Origin of the sequence: Bremerella volcania, assembly GCF_007748115.1 — a bacterium.
GTDB classification, from domain to species: domain Bacteria; phylum Planctomycetota; class Planctomycetia; order Pirellulales; family Pirellulaceae; genus Bremerella; species Bremerella volcania.
The window spans coordinates 1,215,219-1,231,576 of record NZ_CP036289.1 but is presented as its reverse complement, the minus strand read 5'-3'; the positions used below and the strand labels follow the sequence as shown (position 1 = coordinate 1,231,576).

Annotated in this window: 12 protein-coding genes; 6 read left to right on the top strand and 6 right to left on the bottom strand. The window is 57.4% G+C overall.

Translation table 11 applies throughout. The annotated features are described in order from the left end of the window. Positions 1-202: 202 nt before the first annotated feature. Positions 203-1,480: an NAD(P)-binding domain-containing protein gene (locus tag Pan97_RS04860; protein ID WP_391529979.1), complete on the bottom strand. Its 1,278-nt coding sequence runs from the start codon at positions 1,478-1,480 to the stop codon at positions 203-205. A 206-nt stretch (positions 1,481-1,686) separates the two neighbouring features. Here Pan97_RS04860 and Pan97_RS04855 point away from each other — a divergent pair, with 206 nt between their 5' ends. Beyond that, positions 1,687-2,814, top strand: coding sequence for a protein-glutamate methylesterase/protein-glutamine glutaminase (locus Pan97_RS04855; protein ID WP_144971009.1), 1,128 nt, complete (start codon positions 1,687-1,689; stop codon positions 2,812-2,814). 7 nt (positions 2,815-2,821) lie between these two features. Here the strand turns inward: Pan97_RS04855 and thiO are convergent, their stop codons facing one another. Next, on the bottom strand, positions 2,822-3,976 hold the full coding sequence (gene thiO, locus Pan97_RS04850; RefSeq protein ID WP_144971008.1) for a glycine oxidase ThiO: 1,155 nt from the start codon (positions 3,974-3,976) through the stop codon (positions 2,822-2,824). A gap of 44 nt (positions 3,977-4,020) precedes the next feature. Beyond that, the gene (locus Pan97_RS04845) at positions 4,021-4,302 is read right to left on the bottom strand and encodes a glutaredoxin family protein (protein WP_144971007.1); all 282 of its coding nucleotides are present in this window, start codon (positions 4,300-4,302) and stop codon (positions 4,021-4,023) included. A 299-nt stretch (positions 4,303-4,601) separates the two neighbouring features. On the opposite strand from Pan97_RS04845, the gene Pan97_RS04840 reads away from it, so the two are divergent. From Pan97_RS04840 to Pan97_RS04830, 3 genes are all read left to right on the top strand, one after another. Continuing rightward, entirely contained in the window at positions 4,602-6,383 is a 1,782-nt protein-coding gene (locus Pan97_RS04840) for a serine/threonine protein kinase (RefSeq protein WP_144971006.1), read from the top strand. Positions 6,384-6,690: 307 nt separating this feature from the next. Continuing rightward, the gene (locus Pan97_RS04835; RefSeq protein WP_144971005.1) at positions 6,691-7,407 is read left to right on the top strand and encodes a hypothetical protein; all 717 of its coding nucleotides are present in this window, start codon (positions 6,691-6,693) and stop codon (positions 7,405-7,407) included. Positions 7,408-7,623: 216 nt separating this feature from the next. Beyond that, on the top strand, positions 7,624-9,543 hold the full coding sequence (locus Pan97_RS04830; RefSeq protein WP_165698614.1) for a c-type cytochrome domain-containing protein: 1,920 nt from the start codon (positions 7,624-7,626) through the stop codon (positions 9,541-9,543). A gap of 84 nt (positions 9,544-9,627) precedes the next feature. Here Pan97_RS04830 and Pan97_RS04825 read toward each other — a convergent pair whose 3' ends face one another. After that, positions 9,628-10,152: a hypothetical protein gene (locus Pan97_RS04825; RefSeq protein WP_144971003.1), complete on the bottom strand. Its 525-nt coding sequence runs from the start codon at positions 10,150-10,152 to the stop codon at positions 9,628-9,630. Positions 10,153-10,318: 166 nt separating this feature from the next. Further along, positions 10,319-11,416: a tetratricopeptide repeat protein gene (locus Pan97_RS04820; RefSeq protein ID WP_144971002.1), complete on the bottom strand. Its 1,098-nt coding sequence runs from the start codon at positions 11,414-11,416 to the stop codon at positions 10,319-10,321. 200 nt (positions 11,417-11,616) lie between these two features. On the opposite strand from Pan97_RS04820, the gene Pan97_RS04815 reads away from it, so the two are divergent. Then, positions 11,617-12,678 carry a peptidase M42 gene (locus tag Pan97_RS04815; RefSeq protein WP_174819538.1) on the top strand — a complete coding sequence of 354 codons (1,062 nt, stop codon included), beginning with the start codon at positions 11,617-11,619 and terminating at the stop codon, positions 12,676-12,678. A gap of 162 nt (positions 12,679-12,840) precedes the next feature. On the opposite strand, the gene Pan97_RS04810 is transcribed toward Pan97_RS04815, so the two are convergent. Beyond that, the gene (locus Pan97_RS04810; RefSeq protein ID WP_144971000.1) at positions 12,841-14,424 is read right to left on the bottom strand and encodes a serine/threonine protein kinase; all 1,584 of its coding nucleotides are present in this window, start codon (positions 14,422-14,424) and stop codon (positions 12,841-12,843) included. 330 nt (positions 14,425-14,754) lie between these two features. Between Pan97_RS04810 and Pan97_RS04805 the strand changes: the two genes are divergently transcribed. After that, on the top strand, positions 14,755-16,356 hold the full coding sequence (locus Pan97_RS04805) for a Na/Pi cotransporter family protein (protein WP_144970999.1): 1,602 nt from the start codon (positions 14,755-14,757) through the stop codon (positions 16,354-16,356). Positions 16,357-16,358 lie beyond the last annotated feature (2 nt).

Sequence of the window (16,358 nt, the reverse complement as noted above, 5' to 3'; positions counted from 1 at the left end):
CAAGCTGTACGCAGTTATGAAAGAAATGGTTGGCGCTAAACTTGCGAGTTTTCCCTGATTTTCCCGAGGGAAACTGGCTCTTTCCATGTGTCTTGGAAGAAGCTTGCAACAAGATTGACCAAACTTTGACCACAAAAAGCGTGATAGCAGGGCTATAGTCCACTCAGCAGGTAGACGTTGCGAAATGGATATCGCGTGTAGCTTACGCCTGATTCGAGCTGCTGGGAGGTTCGGCGTAGAGATCGAGGCTCTCTCGGCCGCCGATGATCGCGAAGACGCGGCGAATTTGATCGAGCCCGTTGCCGTGGAGATAGCTTGAGTCTCTTCCGTAGCTCTTCGAGCCCAGGATGTAGAAGTTCGGTTCCGGTTGAATCAGGCTCTTGGTGCCTTCGGTGTTGGGGCACAGGTCGAGTTGCAATTCGTGCAGCATCTCGAGATTGGGCCGGTAGCCCACGTTGGCCACCACTCGATCAAACGTATGGACGCCGGAGTGCTTCCCGTCCAGCGTCACATGAAAGTGATTGTTCTGAGGTTCGTAGTGAATCGATTTCACCGTCGTTTCTGGCCAGTGGTCGAGATGCCCATTCTCGTCGACCAGAAGCCGATTCGCTTCGACCGCCATACGCTTCCGCTGCGGAAGCACATCATCCTCGATCACGGCCACTGGTCCGCATTGCCCGTCGGCTTTCCCCTCGCGGGTTACCCAGGTTACATGCGTTTCGAGTGTTTCTCGGGCCAATAAACTCAGCTGGCAAATGTTGGTTGCCGCGGAGTGTCCTGCCCCAATCACCAGGATTTGCTGATTGGCGTAATGCTTGGCGTCTTTCCCTTTGGCATCGATCAGCCCGGTTTCCAAGTAAGGACGAGCCGCCAGTTCCCCAACCGCGGGACTACCGCCGCCGCCGATGAAGTTGGGCTGAGCCCCCACGCCGCTGCAGTCCAGGACGATATCGCTTTCAAAGACGTACTCGTGCCCTTGCTCGTCTTTGGCCAGGGTCACCAGGGGAGTCTCGCTTCGCGCGGGTTGGCCATAGTTTTCGGTCTTGGTCTGCGAGCTTCTCGCGATGGAAAGCACCGTGTGGTGCCGTTTCACGCAATCGGCGACCAGATCGCTCTCGGCCAGCGGTTGAAGGTATTGCTCCAGATACTGGCCCGCCGTGACGTATTGATCCCCCAACGGCAGCGAAAGATCTTGATGCTGGGCGGCCAGGGCCGACTTGCCCAACTTGGTGCAATTGTCGCGAAACGGCGTGAACATGCGGACGTGTCCCCACTTTCGTAGATGAGCACCCACGTCGCCGGAATCAAGGACGGTTACCTTGTACCCGAGAAATCGGGCGTACAAGGCGGCTTCGATGCCAATCGATCCGGCTCCAACAATCACGATCCGGGCAGGCGATTCCACTGCCATCCGCTGGCCTCTGCTATGAAGGGAAGGTTGCGAGAATATCGGGCTTCGTTCGCTCTGCGCGACGGCCACTGGTAACGATTATAAGGAAGAATTGGCTTTTCGCTCTGACAAGACCTGGCAATGGAGAAAAATCGATGTGGTTTCCAGCAAGCCACCGCTCCCCTCGGACTGGCATGACCTAAGGTTTCCCGAGGAAATATGAGCGCGGTATATCAAGTGTGGCTCTTCCTTATGTTTTTGAAACGGAAATGGCACCATAGACTTGGGGCGAGATAATGGTCCAACGCACACTGCGCGTACTTGTAGTTGACGACTCGAAACTGATCCAGACATTGATCTCTGATCTGCTGGAAGAAACGTCCGATATCGAAGTGATCGCGACGGCTTCCGACGGAAAAGAGGCAGTCCGACTTGCGCGCAGCTTAAAGCCGGACTTGATCACGTTGGATGTTCAGATGCCCAAAATGGATGGGCTGGAAACGCTCGATGCGATTCTCTCCGAGCAAGCGATCCCCGTCATTATGGTCAGCGCCACGACCCAACTTGGCGGACAGATCACGCTTGAAGCACTCGACCGCGGTGCGATCGACTATATCGCGAAGCCGGAAGGGCTGAAAGAAGCGGAGACCATCCTGCGAACCGAACTCATCCGTCGAATTCGCATGGTTGGCAACACCGACGTTAATAAGGTTCTGACGATGCGTCGTGAGCGCGCGCAGAAGCGAAAAGAACGTCGCGATAAGCTCGGTCTTTCCAATGAAACGAAACCGGTTCCCCAGCCCATTTCCACTGAGAAACTTCCGGTATCCGATAAGTGCATTGCATTGGGAATCTCGACCGGCGGCCCTCCTGCGTTGGCCTCGATGCTCGAGGTGTTGCCCGACAGCCTTCCACCGCTCGTTATCGTTCAGCACATGCCGGCCAACTTTACCAAGGCGTTTGCCAACCGTTTGAATTCCCTCTCGCGGGTCAACGTGAAAGAAGCCGAAACGGGCGACGTCCTTCTGCCAGGGCATGCCTACCTGGCACCCGGCGGCAAGCATCTGGAAATCGTCCGCAACGGTGCCAAGGGAGGCAAGCTGCTTGTGCGTGATGGCGACTTCGTCAGCGGTCACCGCCCTTCGGTCGACGTGATGATGTCGTCAGCCGTGAAGGTTTATCAGGATCGACTGCTGGGGGTCATCATGACCGGCATGGGGCGCGATGGCTCGGACGGCTGCGGCGAAATCAAAGCAGCCGGCGGTTATGTTCTGGGACAAGACGAAGCGACCTCGGATGTGTACGGCATGAATAAGGTCGCCTACCTGGCCGGCAATGTCGATCGTCAGTTCTCACTCGACGAAGCCGCGGCGACGATCACTGCCCAAGTGCGTCGCATGTGGGGTGCCGCGACGGTTTCGTAACCGCAGGCTACGCGCGATTCACGCGGAAGGGATGCAGATCGATTTGCGGTTTCTCACCGCACATCAATTGGCTCATGACCGTGGCGGTCGCCGGAGAAAGATGCAAACCGCTGCGATAATGGCCTGCGGCCAAATAGACGTTCGCCATGCCTGGCAATTGCCCTAAATAAGGAATGCGATCGACGCTGGCCGGACGCAGGCCGGACCACGCTTTCACGCGCTTGGCGTCCTCCAGCCGAGGTACCCACTGCCTGGCAAACTGGGTGAGGTCTTCGATCGCTTCCGGAGTGTTCGATTTATCGAAGCCGACTTCTTCGACGGTTGCCCCCACCAGCACCAGCCCATCCCGCCGGGGCACAATGTAACGGACCCCTTCGTTGATCGGCGACGAGAAGAACCGCTCTCCCGCATCCAGCAGGACAAGCTGACCTCGGATCGGCTCGATCTCGGGTCGCTGCATTCGGCCGGAGAAGTTCCCTCGGTCGAGAACCTGATCGGTCAACAACTGCGACCAGGCCCCGGTCGCCAGGCAACACGCTCCAGGCGAAATCTCTTCGCCATGCGCCTCGACCGAGGTAAGCCGTTCTCCTTGAAACTGCCAGCGGGTGATCTCGGTGTTTTCGAGAAAGCGAACGCCTCGGCTGCGGCATCCTTGCACGAGTGCCTGGAGATGCCGCGGATTACGCACGACCGCTTCGCCCGGTAGAAATACGGCGTCCCGAATCGACTGGCTCGACTGCAAGTGGGGAAAACGCACGGCGAGTTGAGCGGGATCGAGCCGCTGGACTTCCACCCCTTCCTCTTCATAATGCACACAAGCCATGCGCAGCGAAGCGGCCTCGCCGGGGTCGCGGGCCAGGTACAGTCCGCCGCTGATCTCAAACTCGTTATCGATCCGCGTCTCCGCTTTCAGCCGGGCCGACCACTCAGGAAACAGCCGATGGCTGAGACCGCGGAGTTGTTCCTGCGGATCCCAGGCCTCTTTTTCGTTGGCGGGTGGTAACAGACCAGCCCCGGCCCACGAGGCCTCGCGTCCCAATTGCCCCTTTTCGACCAGCAACACCTGGCGTCCCTTTCCCGCCAATTCGTAGGCAATGGAAAGACCGATCACCCCCCCACCAACAATCAAGAAATCGGGGCGAGAGCGAGCGAGAGAGGGCAATTCAGATCACCTAAACCCAGGAAATATGCGCGAGAAAGAATGGCTCAGGATGCCGGCCCGGCGACTTGCCTGGCTTCGGCCTTGAGGGTCCGCTCCAGCAGCATCGGTGAAACTTTGCCGCGAAAGCGAACTTTGCCATTTATTTCGACCACGGGGACCGAGGTATTAAATTTCTGCGTTAGTTCCGAATCGCTGTCGATATCGACTAACGTAATGTCCGACACGAATTTGCGGACGATTGCCTCGGCGCTTTCACAACAGTGGCACCCTTGTCGCGTGTAGATGACAATCCGAGCATCGTAATGTGGAGGGGAATCGGAACTCACCGAACTATCACCTTATTAAGATTCGTTGAAGGCCGCTTGCATCCCACTCGCCATGGACCACTACGAACGCGTGTAGGGATTCGATTTTACCCTTTCGCAGAGGGGAAGATTTCCGCGGGGGGCAAACCTGTGAAAATTGCCAGAGATTGTTGTTTCGAGCAATATGTCTCTGTTAGTCTATACTCTGAATCAGTCTAATGACTTTCCCTTCAGTAGGGAATTTTCGTCTCAACAGCTCGCGAAGTAAAGCACTTCTACGGTAGTTGGGACGCTCCGTGACCGCATCATTTCGGATTGGTATGCCAACAGTTGTTGATTCCAATCGATTTATCGAGCTGATCAGTAAGAGCAAGCTCGTCGAATCGTCTGCTTTGGAGCAGGTCGTGGAGGAACTCCGCGCTTCCAACGACGGAAAACTGCCGGAAGATTTGGATGCCCTGCAAAAGCACTTCGTCGAGAAGCACCTGCTTACCACTTGGCACTGCGAGAAGCTTCGCAATGGCAAATACAAGGGGTTCTTCCTCTCGAAGTATCGACTACTGAAGCACTTAGGCACCGGCGGGATGAGTAGCGTCTACCTGGCGGAACATATCTTGATGAATCGCAAAGTGGCGATCAAGGTCCTTCCCCGCCGACGCGTGAATGATGCCTCGTACCTGGCTCGCTTCCATTTAGAAGCCCAGGCAGCCGCTCATCTCGATCACCCGAACATTGTTCGGGCATTCGACGTCGACAACGAAGACAACACCCATTACATCGTGATGGAGTACGTCCCTGGCGCCGACCTGCAGCAAATCGTGCGAGAAAGTGGTCCGGTTCCTTTTGAAGCGGCAGCAGACTATATCGCCCAGGCCGCCGACGGACTTCAGCACGCCCACGACAAAGGGGTGGTTCACCGAGACGTGAAACCGGCCAACCTACTGCTGGACGACCGGGGCGTCGTCAAGATTCTGGATATGGGCTTGGCCCGCATCAAGCAGGACGATAGCGCTTCGCTAACCATTGCTCACGAAGAAAACGTCCTGGGAACGGCCGATTACCTTGCTCCGGAACAGGCGGTCAATAGCCACAAGGTCGACCATCGTGCCGACATTTACAGCCTGGGCTGTTCCTTATATTACCTCCTGACCGGACATCCTCCATTTCCCGAAGGAAGTCTGGCCCAGCGAATCGCCAAGCATCAGAGCGTGATGCCCGATCCGATCAAGAAATCGCGTCCCAACTGCCCTCCGTCTCTGCAGCGGATCTGCGAGAAGATGATCGCCAAGCAGCCGGAGGATCGCTACACAAACGCCTCGGAAGTTGCTTTCGAGCTTCGTGCGTGGATGGAATCTCGCGGTAAAGAGCCGACCCATGTCGACGAAAAGCCGGGTTCGGCCATCCTTACCACCGCCGCCCAAGAGGCCGCCAATCGGTCTAGGGCCGCGCATCAGTCGAGTCATCAGCGTGGTGGCGGTAGTGGCGGAGGCTCGTCGTACGAGGTAGACGATCTACTTCCTCCCGACATGCGGGAATCCCCTTCGTCCAGCAATTTCGATCCGGCGATCGGCGATACCGTGGCCGATCGGTCCAACGATACCTCGCAGCGTCCCAATCCCGCGCGGCGCCCGTCCCGCGGCAGCGAATCGCTGCCGGTGGCCAAGGCACTCGACGATGAAGACGACGCCAGCATCCCGTTGAGCGATCCCCTGTCTTCTTCCGGTTCCTCGTTGTTTGATTCTCAGGAATTTGAGGACGACCCATTCGCGATGGATGTCCCAACAAGCGATGTTGGTGGTTCGCTTTTGATCTCTTCCGCGGAACTCAAGCAACAGGCCGAGGAACGCCAGGCGGCCGAGGCCAAGAAGCGACGAGTGGCTTCTCAGCCAGGTTTGGGAGATTCGATCGATCTCAATTCTGCTGTCCAAGGGGTGCCTGTCATCATCTGGATCGTGGTTGCCGTGTTGTTCATGTTGATTGGCATTCTCATTGCCATCAGCTATCAAACCGCGGAAGAAAACTCGGAACCGATCGATCCGCAAAAGGGCAACCTGGAAAGTCGTTGGGAACACTCGACGAAACGCCCCCGCGTCTTCGCCTAGAAAACCACCCTATAGAGGTGTATTGACAGAGCTGATTCGGCCTGTCTCTTGAGTCTCCCGGTGCTGTCCGGGCAGCGCCAGCAAGAACCTAAGTCTTTTCTACAAAGCGACTTAACAAAATCGCTTGAAAACTGCTCGGACCGCGACGTAGGATAAGGTAGAAGAACAAAGAGCCCGAACAGCGGCTGACTGGTTCCTAAACCTGAAATGGAATTCGCGGTTCCGCATGTCGCAGGAAGACCGACCACGATCGACACCATGAGCGCCCCGAGAAGGATCGCTCGACAGGCCTAACGCAGAGAATTCCATGGCACGCATGTCGCACCGAGGCATCACGCATACGAAAGTAGCGAAGACGAAAGTCGCGTCGCGCGATTTTCGTTTGTCGACGCAAGCGTCTCGTCGCCGTGTCGGAGAATCGGGTCGGACGGCCGAATGTGGTGGGTATTTCGTGCCGCCGGAAGATTGGCACGAACCAACCGGCAATACCGGCTCGAACTACAAGTTCATCTACCAGTCGCCCGGCGAAGGCTTTGTCCATATTTTGACCGAAGACGAGATTCGTTCGCGTCTAAGTGAACTTCCCGAGTGGATGATCGGAGGTCTGGAAGTCGTCCAACTGAGCCGGCTGACCAAAAAGAAGCTGAGCTTCCCATGTTACGGCATGCAGTGGGGTGCGGCGATTTACCTCTACCCAATGGATGAATCGCTCATCGAGTATTTCCCTCATCCTCCGCGTCCCGAGCAAGTGGTCGAAGCCAAGATGTTCGGCGCCGTCTGGGAGGAAGACGAGGATGGTTTCTGGCGTTTGGAGTGGACCGAGGACACGATCCGCGATTTCTACCTGAACAATGTCCTGATTCACGAACTCGGGCATCTGCTCGACACGCGGAATAACAATTACCTCGCCCGAGAGCGCTACGCCGAATGGTTCGCGATCGAGTACGGCTACCGTCCGACGCGACGAAAGCAAATGGCCGATCGCGCCGCGAAAAAGGTGGTTCGCCGCCATCATCATACCTAAGCGAAAACATGCTATGCTTTTAGGGCCATTAGCCGTAAGTAGCGTTCTGGCTGTAGCTTAGGGTTCTGAACGTTTCGTTTAGGGGCGATCGTGGGTACATTTTCGCGCTTGCGGCGTTCATTCCTAATGCATCGGTTCGCGGTTCTCGCTACCATGGCATGTAATATCGATGCTTCCTTATTCAACTCGCTCACCGTTGTCTCACAGGGTCGAACCTTGACTAAATTCCCCTCCATCACGACCACGGCCATCGTCGTTCTGCTCAGTGGATTGTTCGTCTCGAACATTCATGCTGCCCCGGATGAAGAGCAGCGACTGCAGCTTCAGGCGTTGAAGCTCGACATCCGCAAGACTTCCAACTTCCTCAAACGAGGCATGATTGCCGAATCGGTGGAATTGGTTCGCGATATTCAATCGCGGATGGAGAAGCTCGGTACTGCTGGCGACGCGGAAGTGACCCAGGAACTGCAAGACCTGGCCGAGAGCCTGGCGATTTCCCACGGCTTGCTGGAGCTGGAAGGATACACGCTCAAACCGCTGACGGCCTCCGCGATGGCTCCATCCCCAATGATGATGGCCAACGATCCCGCTGTTCCTGGTACGCCGGCTCCGGCACCCGCTCCTCTGCCGACGACCTTTCCAACCGCAAACATCAGCTTCACCAAGCATGTTGCTCCGATCCTGATTGCTCGCTGCGGTAACTGCCACGTGACCGGCAGCCGAGGTGGTTTCAGCGCGAATACCTTCGAAGCATTGATGCAAGGACCAGCCGCTGGCAAGGTGATTTTCCCCGGCGACGATATTGGTAGCCGCTTGATCGAGACGATCGAAACCGGCGACATGCCGCGTGGTGGCGGCAGCGTTCGCCCACCGGAACTTACCGCCCTGAAGACTTGGGTGAAGGAAGGGGCCAAATACGACGGCCTCGACCCTAAGGCCCCGATCAACCAGGCAGGTGCCGCCAACCCAGCCGCGATGATGGAACTGGAAGTCGCTGCCGCGACAGGGAACGAACAGGTCAGCTTCGGGCTGGATGTCGCTGGCGTACTGGCCAACCGCTGCGTTAATTGCCACAGCGGAAACAACCCGCCTGGCGGCCTGGGCATGGACAACTTTGCCCGCTTCATCCGCGGGGGTGACAGCGGTGCCCCATTTGTGCCTGGCAAGCCGGAAGACAGCATGATCGTCCGCTTGATCAAAGCGACCGGCAATGGGCGGATGCCCCGCAACGGCCCACCCCTGACGGGCGAGCAGATCGCCAAGATCGAAACTTGGATTCGCGAAGGGGGTAAGTTCGACGGCGAATCGCCCAACGACGATTCGATGATGCGAATCAATCAGATCGCTCTGGCCAAGAAGGCAACCCACGAACAACTCGCCGCGATGCGGGCCGAAAGCAGTCAGCAGATGTGGGACCTGGGCATGCCGAACGTACAGTCAGCCAAGGTCGATTCGACGAACTTCCTGGCCTACGGAACGATGGGTCAAGCTACCTTGCAAGAGCTTGTCGCCGACGCCGACAAAGCCGCCGACAAGGTGCGAACCATCTTGAAGATCCCGACGACGACGCCGCTGGTTAAAGGAAAGATGACGCTGTATTTCTTCCAGAAGCGATACGACTACGCCGAGTTCGGCAACATGATCGAACGTCGTGACCTGCCAGCCGACTGGAAGGGACACTATCGCTACAACGTGACCGACGCCTACGGCTCGATTCAAGTCCCTTCCGATGGCGAGTACGACCTGGAGGTTCTTCTCGGCCAGCTGATCGCGTCGAGTCACATTGCTTCGCTGGGCAATGGAACGGTGCCCGATTGGTTTGCCGAAGGAGCCGGACGAGTCGTGGCTTCACGCATGAGTAAGAAGGACCCACGAGTCGTTGAATGGGATAACCAGATCGAGTCGGCCTTGGGTTCGATGAGCAAGCCGGACGACTTCGTGATGAACCGGCTGTCGCCCGATCAGGCCTCGATTGCCAGCTACGCGTTCATGAAAGCAATCATGGGACGCGGCAATTCTTACGATGCCATGATGAATTCGCTGCGAAAGGGAACCAACTTCGACGAAGCGTTCCAGTCGGCGTTCAACATGACTCCCTCGCAACTGGCCGCGGCCTGGGCAGCTTCGGGACGATAGCCAACCCATGCAAATCACCACGAAAAAACGCGATGCCTGCAGGCATCGCGTTTTTCATTTCTTGACCTAGACGAATCGCAACGATTAGTGAGCGTGGTGCTCGATTTCGCCTTCGAAGGGGGTCCCTTCGATTTCCAGGGTCACCGTGGCCTTGGCTTCATCGGCCGTCACCAGGGCGAACAAGTCGGCGTCTTTCGTTTCGAACTTGGCCGTCTTGTCTTCACCTTCAGCGCGAACGGCAGGGACTTCGAATTCCTTCTTGTCTTCACCGACGGCAATGGTGATCTTGATGTTCTCGTCGGCAATAGGCACGTCCTTTTTGGCGTCGCCATCCAGCACGTAGAAAGTCAGGACCTTCGCTTCGTCGTCATGTTCCCATTCCAGGTGGTACTTTTCGCCACCCAGTTCGATCAGGTGGCCGCCATGCGGGCCCAGTTCGTGACTGTGCCCTTCTTCGCCATGGCTGTGGCCATCTTCACCGTGGTCGTGTCCGTGATCATCGACATGTTCGCCGTTGCCAGCGGTGTCGGTCTTCGCCGTGTTGCAGCCGCTCAACGTAAACGGCACCGCCAGGGCACACAGAACCAATAAAAGCTTTCCAATCTTCATAGAGCCAATCTCCTCAGTGGCATCGATCGATATTCAAACAGGCATGCCGCCCAAGTTAGCGGCACCTTCCGCCTCCCGTACTATTCGCGGGAAACCATCGATTATTCGGCAGAAAATCGCGTGCGCCAATCACAGACGATGCGAATTGCGATGGGGAAACACCAATCTAAATGTCCAAACCCGTGGGGTTTGTGACCGTTGGATGAAGATACTTTTCGAAAGCATCGATGTCGTCCGCATCTCCTCCCGCTTGCCGGGCTGCCTGAAAACACTGCAGGGCACGGTCTTTGTCCCCATCGAAAAAGAGCAGCACTCCCACGCAGAAGAGATATTCTGGATTCTGCGGGTCGGTCACTGCGCGGCGAGCATTGGCTTCAATGATGGAGGTCTTCGCCAGGCCGTTATTTCCCAGCAAAGCATCCAACGTCAGGCTGGTCCCCGCGATCTCTGGATTCTGTTGAATCGCCAGCTCAATCGCATCGACCGCCTCATCGGGTCGGTTGGTCGCCAGGTAGGCGAGCCCCTTGCGAAGGTGCCCTTCGGCATAGCCAGGCGCGGCGGCCACGGCATCTTTGTAGCGACCGAGTGCTTCCTGGTAACGTTGCTGCTGAAAGAGGTTGTCGCCTGCTTGAATGAAATGCTCGGCGCGCTCGATCGCTTGCTCGGTCGGCTGCTCGATGGCCACCGGCTTGGCCGCTTCAATTCGCAAAGGACTGGGAACCGGGGTAACCAGCGACTCGAACTGCCCCGTTCGCTGAGGTTCGATCGCGAAATCACGCGGCAGCCCCATGAACTGCTTCATGGCCTGGGGGCCATAGTTCAGTTCAGCTGGTTCGGTGGGGGGCAGGTAGTACTCCAGGTACTGATCGCTGGGGCGGTAGTACGTTCCGTATGGGTACAAGCTCGAGTAACCGTACCCATAGGGATAACCTGGGTTGTAGAAACTGTACGTGCCATACGCCGGAGGCAAGCCGAAACCAATCGACAGGCTGGTTCCCCCCCAGTAACTACCGTAATAGGGATAACCATAGCCATATCCGTATCCGTGGTTGCCGTGGTGATGGTGGTTATGATCGCCGCCGTGATGATATCCGCCTGAGTACCGCCCCGAGTTCCACCCAGGGCTGGTCACGTCGGCATAGCCACCCCGACCCACGGAGATGTTGCTGCGGCTCTTATATTGATACTGCCCAAGCCCTTGAGCTTCGACGCTACTCGCGGCGACCAATAGCGCCAGACCAACCATGATCGAAAGGGTACGCACGGCGACATCTCCCAGGAAAAAGAATACTACCCGTTCATTATCCTCACGTTCTGCACAAAGGGCAAAGAAAATTCACCGGTCGCGGCCTTCCGAGGTGAACACTTTGCGGCCTTGCTCTTCCATTTAGGTAGGAGAAGTAACTACACTAAGCGCGGAGATTCTCCCTTTGATCATTTCGACTTGCCTGATGAATTCATGCCGTGACCAAGTCTGACCTCGATGATTTCCTGGATATCCTGAAACAGCTTGTACGTCATCCGTCGGTGGTTGGCTCCGAGCACGCTTTCTTCCGCTATCTGCAGCGTGAACTGGAAGAAACCCACGCCAAGGTCACCTTGTACGAAGGGCTGCTGGTCGCCAGCGGCTCGCGGCCTGATTACATGCACATCTCGGCCCACGTCGATCGGCACGGATTGATATGTACCGGGCCGAATGAGTTTCAGTACGCGGCATTCGTAGCCCGCAACCGGGGGGACCTGTTAGGGGACTCCGTTTCCGAGCAAACGTTTCAGACCATTGCCGAACGCTTTCACGAACGTTTCGTCCAGGCCTACGTCCCGTGGAGCGGAACCTATCTGGGCAAGGGAACCATCAAGCGGTCGTACCTGTGCGAACGACGTGGGAACCTGGTCTTCGAGGTGGAAGGGCTCGACCATGTGCTGCCTGGCACGCCGGTCGCTTATCAAGACCGTCTGACGGTCAACTACAGCCGGGTATCCGCTCAACTCGACAACGTCCTCACCACGGCGATGCTGGTCTACTTGTTCCGCCACGGTTTCCAAGGCACCGTCCTGTTTACCGCCCAGGAAGAAGCAGGCCGAAGTTGGCGATTTCTGCTGGAATGGTTCCGCCGCTGTGGCATCGAAACGCAGGACCTGTTGGTACTCGATACCAGCCCCTTTCCCGACATCGCCACGGCCGACGCGCAGCAGGTCGTCCTGCGAAGACGCGACGCCAATGCGGTCTTCAATCCGACGGTCGTCAACAAGCTGGAATTGGCGTGCCAGAAGTACGGCATCCGCTATCTCTTCAAGGACGAGTACATCGCTCGGCAGAATGAAACCCGCGTCGCGGAAGGAAAGTCCCCCTCTTCACTGGGCAGCACGGAACTAGGACGCGTCGTACTCGCTTCGGAAGGAGCCATTCAAGGAGCCACGCTGCAGGTACCCACCACCGGATATCACACGCCGGATGAGTCGGCGGCGCTGGCATCGATCGAAGCGATGCTCGACGTCCTTTGTGAGGTCGCGCTGGAAGATTAGGCTTCGTTTGATAAATCGATCGTCGGTCCGAAGCCGCTCGAATCGATGTGGATGGCAAGGAGGACGAAGCAGGCGAATCCTCTAGATTCGGCGATGCAGCCCGACGCAGTCCAGCGGCATTAAGTTCGACGGCCGAAACCAGAACGATTGGTCCAACGGAGCCTAGGTCTGCCCGGTCAACTGGCCGCGAATCGTTTCAAACATCGCGGCGAACTCGGGGTCAGCTTCTCGTAGCACGTTTAAGTACTCGGTACGAGACGCATCCGCCGTGGCCTGTTCGGCCTCGGGGATTCGGTTCAACTGCTTCAGACAGATCGCCTTGCCGGCGAAGCCAAACGCCTTGGCTTCGACATAGATATCTTGCTGCTGAGCCATGCGATCAAAGACGCGCAGCGCATCCTGTTCGCGGCCATGGTTCATCAGCAGCACGGCTTCCTGCTTCATTGCTTTGAGCCCCCAGACGCGGTTCTCTTCGCTTTGATCCATCGGGAAATTGCGATAAACGCTGGCGAAGAACTCGGGACGTTGGTCCTGGCCAAGATTCTTATTCTTGAACATCGCGAAGTCGAATTGCTCTTGTGCCGTTCGCCCCAGCTTGGGTAGCAGCTCGGCCTGCTGTTCGGGAGGAATATCCAGAAGGTTGGCCTGCTTCGACGCCAGCGCGAGCGCCACGCCAAAGATCAGGCAAACCAGCACCAGGCCACCAATCATCACCGTCCGCTTGCCCCAAGAAGGGCGGCGATAGACGGTAACGGCGGAAGTCTTCATCACGTCGGACAGTTCCTGAATTCCGCTGCTGCGAATTTCCGACAGGGAGGCCAGTTCGGCGATCGACCAATCGGAAGGATCGCTGCCGAACGCATCGCTTCCGAGCGACTTCTGCACCTCGCGCAGCTCACGCAACAGTTCCGAGGAACTTTGGTAGCGATCCTCCGGCTTCTTAGCCAGCATCTTGTGGATCACCCGGGCCAAAGCTGGGGGAACACCACCGCGTACCTTTTCCAGTCGTTCAGGCTCGGTGTTCAAGTGCTTCACGGCGACGGTCAGCGGGTTGTCCCCTTCGAACGGAGGTCGTCCGGCGAGCAGTTGATAACACGTTACTCCCAGCGAATAGATGTCGCTTCGCTGGTCGAGCGATTTCCCCTCGGCCTGCTCCGGGCTCATGTAGAGGGGCGTGCCCATCGTGATGCCGACCTGGGTCAGGTTCATTCCGTCGGCTCCGGGGGCAATGACGCGGGCCAGGCCGAAGTCGGCGACTTTCACTTCGCCGGTTGCCGTGATCAGAATATTCTCGGGCTTGATGTCACGGTGGACGATCCCCTGCTCTGCCGCTTTGTACAGGGCCGCACCCACCTGGCGGAGAATGGCCCCAACCAGCTTCACTTCGAGGGTGCCCTGCTTGTTGAGTAGCTGCTTGAGATTCTGACCCGGCACGTATTCCTGGGCGATGAAATGAATTCCGTCCGAATTACCCACTTCGTAGATCTGCACGATGTTGGCGTGGGTTAGGGCCGCGGCGGCCTGAGCTTCGCGATGAAAGCGGCGGACGTAGGCCTGATCTTTGGCCAATTCCGGCATCAGGATCTTCACCGCGACGTTCCGCTTCAGGCTCTGCTGTTCGGCCAGAAAGACCTCAGCCATCGCCCCCCGACCCAGTCGACGCAGAATGCGGTAGTCCCCCACCGATCGCCCTGCCAGGTCGAGCTCCGGGGCGGAATCTCCGCCGTTTTTCGTCTGCTGGGTCATCGATGTCTCAACGTGGGGGCGTCAGTGAGGTCTTCGCCGAGGCCGCAACCCTCGGTACTCTTCATAACTACTTACCGAGAACGAAGATCGATTCACGATATTTGCACATTCCAAGTATCGATTCGAATGGGCATCTTGGCAACCGAAGTGCGCCGCAGAATGGGGGAGAAAATCAGTTGGCCCCATTTTTGGGTGACTTGCCGCGGTCATGATGCCATCTTCACTTCCTAAGCTATACCAAGAGGACATCTTGACTGGTGTTCGTTCCACCGCATAACTACGGACGAAATCGTCTCGCATTAGGGTGCCTCTCGGACGAAAATAGCTAAGATGGGAGCTGAAATTCTACAAGCCTTAGGGGGCCTCGGACTTTTCTTGCTCGGCATGTCGATCATGACCGAGGGGCTCAAATCGCTGGCCGATGATCGCCTGCGGAAGATCCTGGCCCGTTCGACCAGCAGCCCGGTCTCTGGCGTCTTCACCGGGGCCATGACGACGGCGCTCATTCAATCCTCGAGTGCGACGACCGTTGCCGCCGTCGGACTGGTGCATGTGGGATTGTTGACGTTTGCCCAGTCCCTGGGGGTCATCTTCGGTGCTAACATCGGCACGACGATTACCGGCTGGATGGTGGCGTTGATCGGTTTCAAATGGAAGATCGGCGATATCATTCTGCCGCTGGTGTTCGTGGGGGCACTGATCCGGCTGTTCACCAAGGGGAAACTGCGCTGGCTGGGGACTTCCCTGGCCGGGTTCGCGTTGATCTTCGTCGGCATATCGGCGCTACAAGACGGAATGAGTGGTTTTCAGGGGATCGTCACGCCCGACAGCTTTCCCGCCGACACGCTCGGGGGACGGCTGCTGTTGGTGCTGCTGGGGATCGTCATCACGCTGATCACGCAGTCATCGAGCGCCGGTGTCGCCACCGCGCTGGCAGCCGTTCATGCCGATGCGATGACCCTGCACCAGGCCGCGGCCATGGTAATCGGGATGGATATCGGTACGACGGCGACCGCGGCCGTGGCAACCATTGGGGGAAACGTCCAGGCACGTAGAACCGGATTCGCCCATGTCATTTACAACATGATGACCGGCATGATGGCATTTTTCATCTTGACTCCCTACTTCTGGATCTTAGGGAAGCTTCTGCCTGGCTTTGAAACATCCGACCCTGAAATGGCACTGGTGAGCTTTCATACCTGCTTCAACATGCTGGGGGTCATTCTGATCCTGCCATTCACCGGAAAGTTCGCCGCTTTGATCGAGTGGCTGTTCCCCGAACAGGGCAACCCGCTGGTCAAACGTCTCGATCCTGGCCTGCTGGCGACCCCGGAGCTTGCCGTGCAAGCCATCCAGGCAACCGTGAACGACGTGCTGCAAACGCTGCTGGGGGAAATGCATCATTTAGTAGCAAGGCCTGAGTCAGCTCCCAACCCCGGCAAGCTCGCGGACGTCGACGACGCCTTGTCCAAAACGCGAGAGTTCATGGACCAGCTGCGAGTCCAGCCAGGGCAAGCCGTTTCCCTTAGCCACCTGGCTCGAATCATTCACGTGTTGGATCATCTCTACCGCATTCGTAATCGCCTGGAAGAGCCACAACGGATCTCACGAATTCACGCGGACTCGTCTCTAACTTCCATGGCCAATCTGCTTACCACCATGATCGACCAAATCGCACAGGCCGAACTTCCCTTTGCAAGTGAGGTCGAGGCCGCCGCCCAGCAGATCAACCAGGAATTGAAAACAGGCATGCGAGGGTATCGTATTGAGATCCTCAAGCATACGGCCGCCGGAGAACTCACCTCCCAAACGGCGCTCCAACGCACCGACTCGGCGCGGTGGATCCGGCGTCAAGGATATCACCTCTGGCGGATCGTCGATCACCTGTCCGATAGCCCGCACGATCGAGGAGAACAACCGGAGCTGTCGTAACT

What these genes read in the sequence shown, in the direction of transcription:
- Pan97_RS04855 (WP_144971009.1), top strand. Translation starts at nt 1,687, where the DNA reads ATGGTCCAACGCACACTGCGCGTACTTGTAGTTGACGACTCGAAACTG.
- Pan97_RS04840 (WP_144971006.1), top strand. Translation starts at nt 4,602, where the DNA reads ATGCCAACAGTTGTTGATTCCAATCGATTTATCGAGCTGATCAGTAAG.
- Pan97_RS04835 (WP_144971005.1), top strand. Translation starts at nt 6,691, where the DNA reads ATGGCACGCATGTCGCACCGAGGCATCACGCATACGAAAGTAGCGAAG.
- Pan97_RS04825 (WP_144971003.1), bottom strand. Translation starts at nt 10,152, where the DNA reads ATGAAGATTGGAAAGCTTTTATTGGTTCTGTGTGCCCTGGCGGTGCCG.
- Pan97_RS04810 (WP_144971000.1), bottom strand. Translation starts at nt 14,424, where the DNA reads ATGACCCAGCAGACGAAAAACGGCGGAGATTCCGCCCCGGAGCTCGAC.
- Pan97_RS04805 (WP_144970999.1), top strand. Translation starts at nt 14,755, where the DNA reads ATGGGAGCTGAAATTCTACAAGCCTTAGGGGGCCTCGGACTTTTCTTG.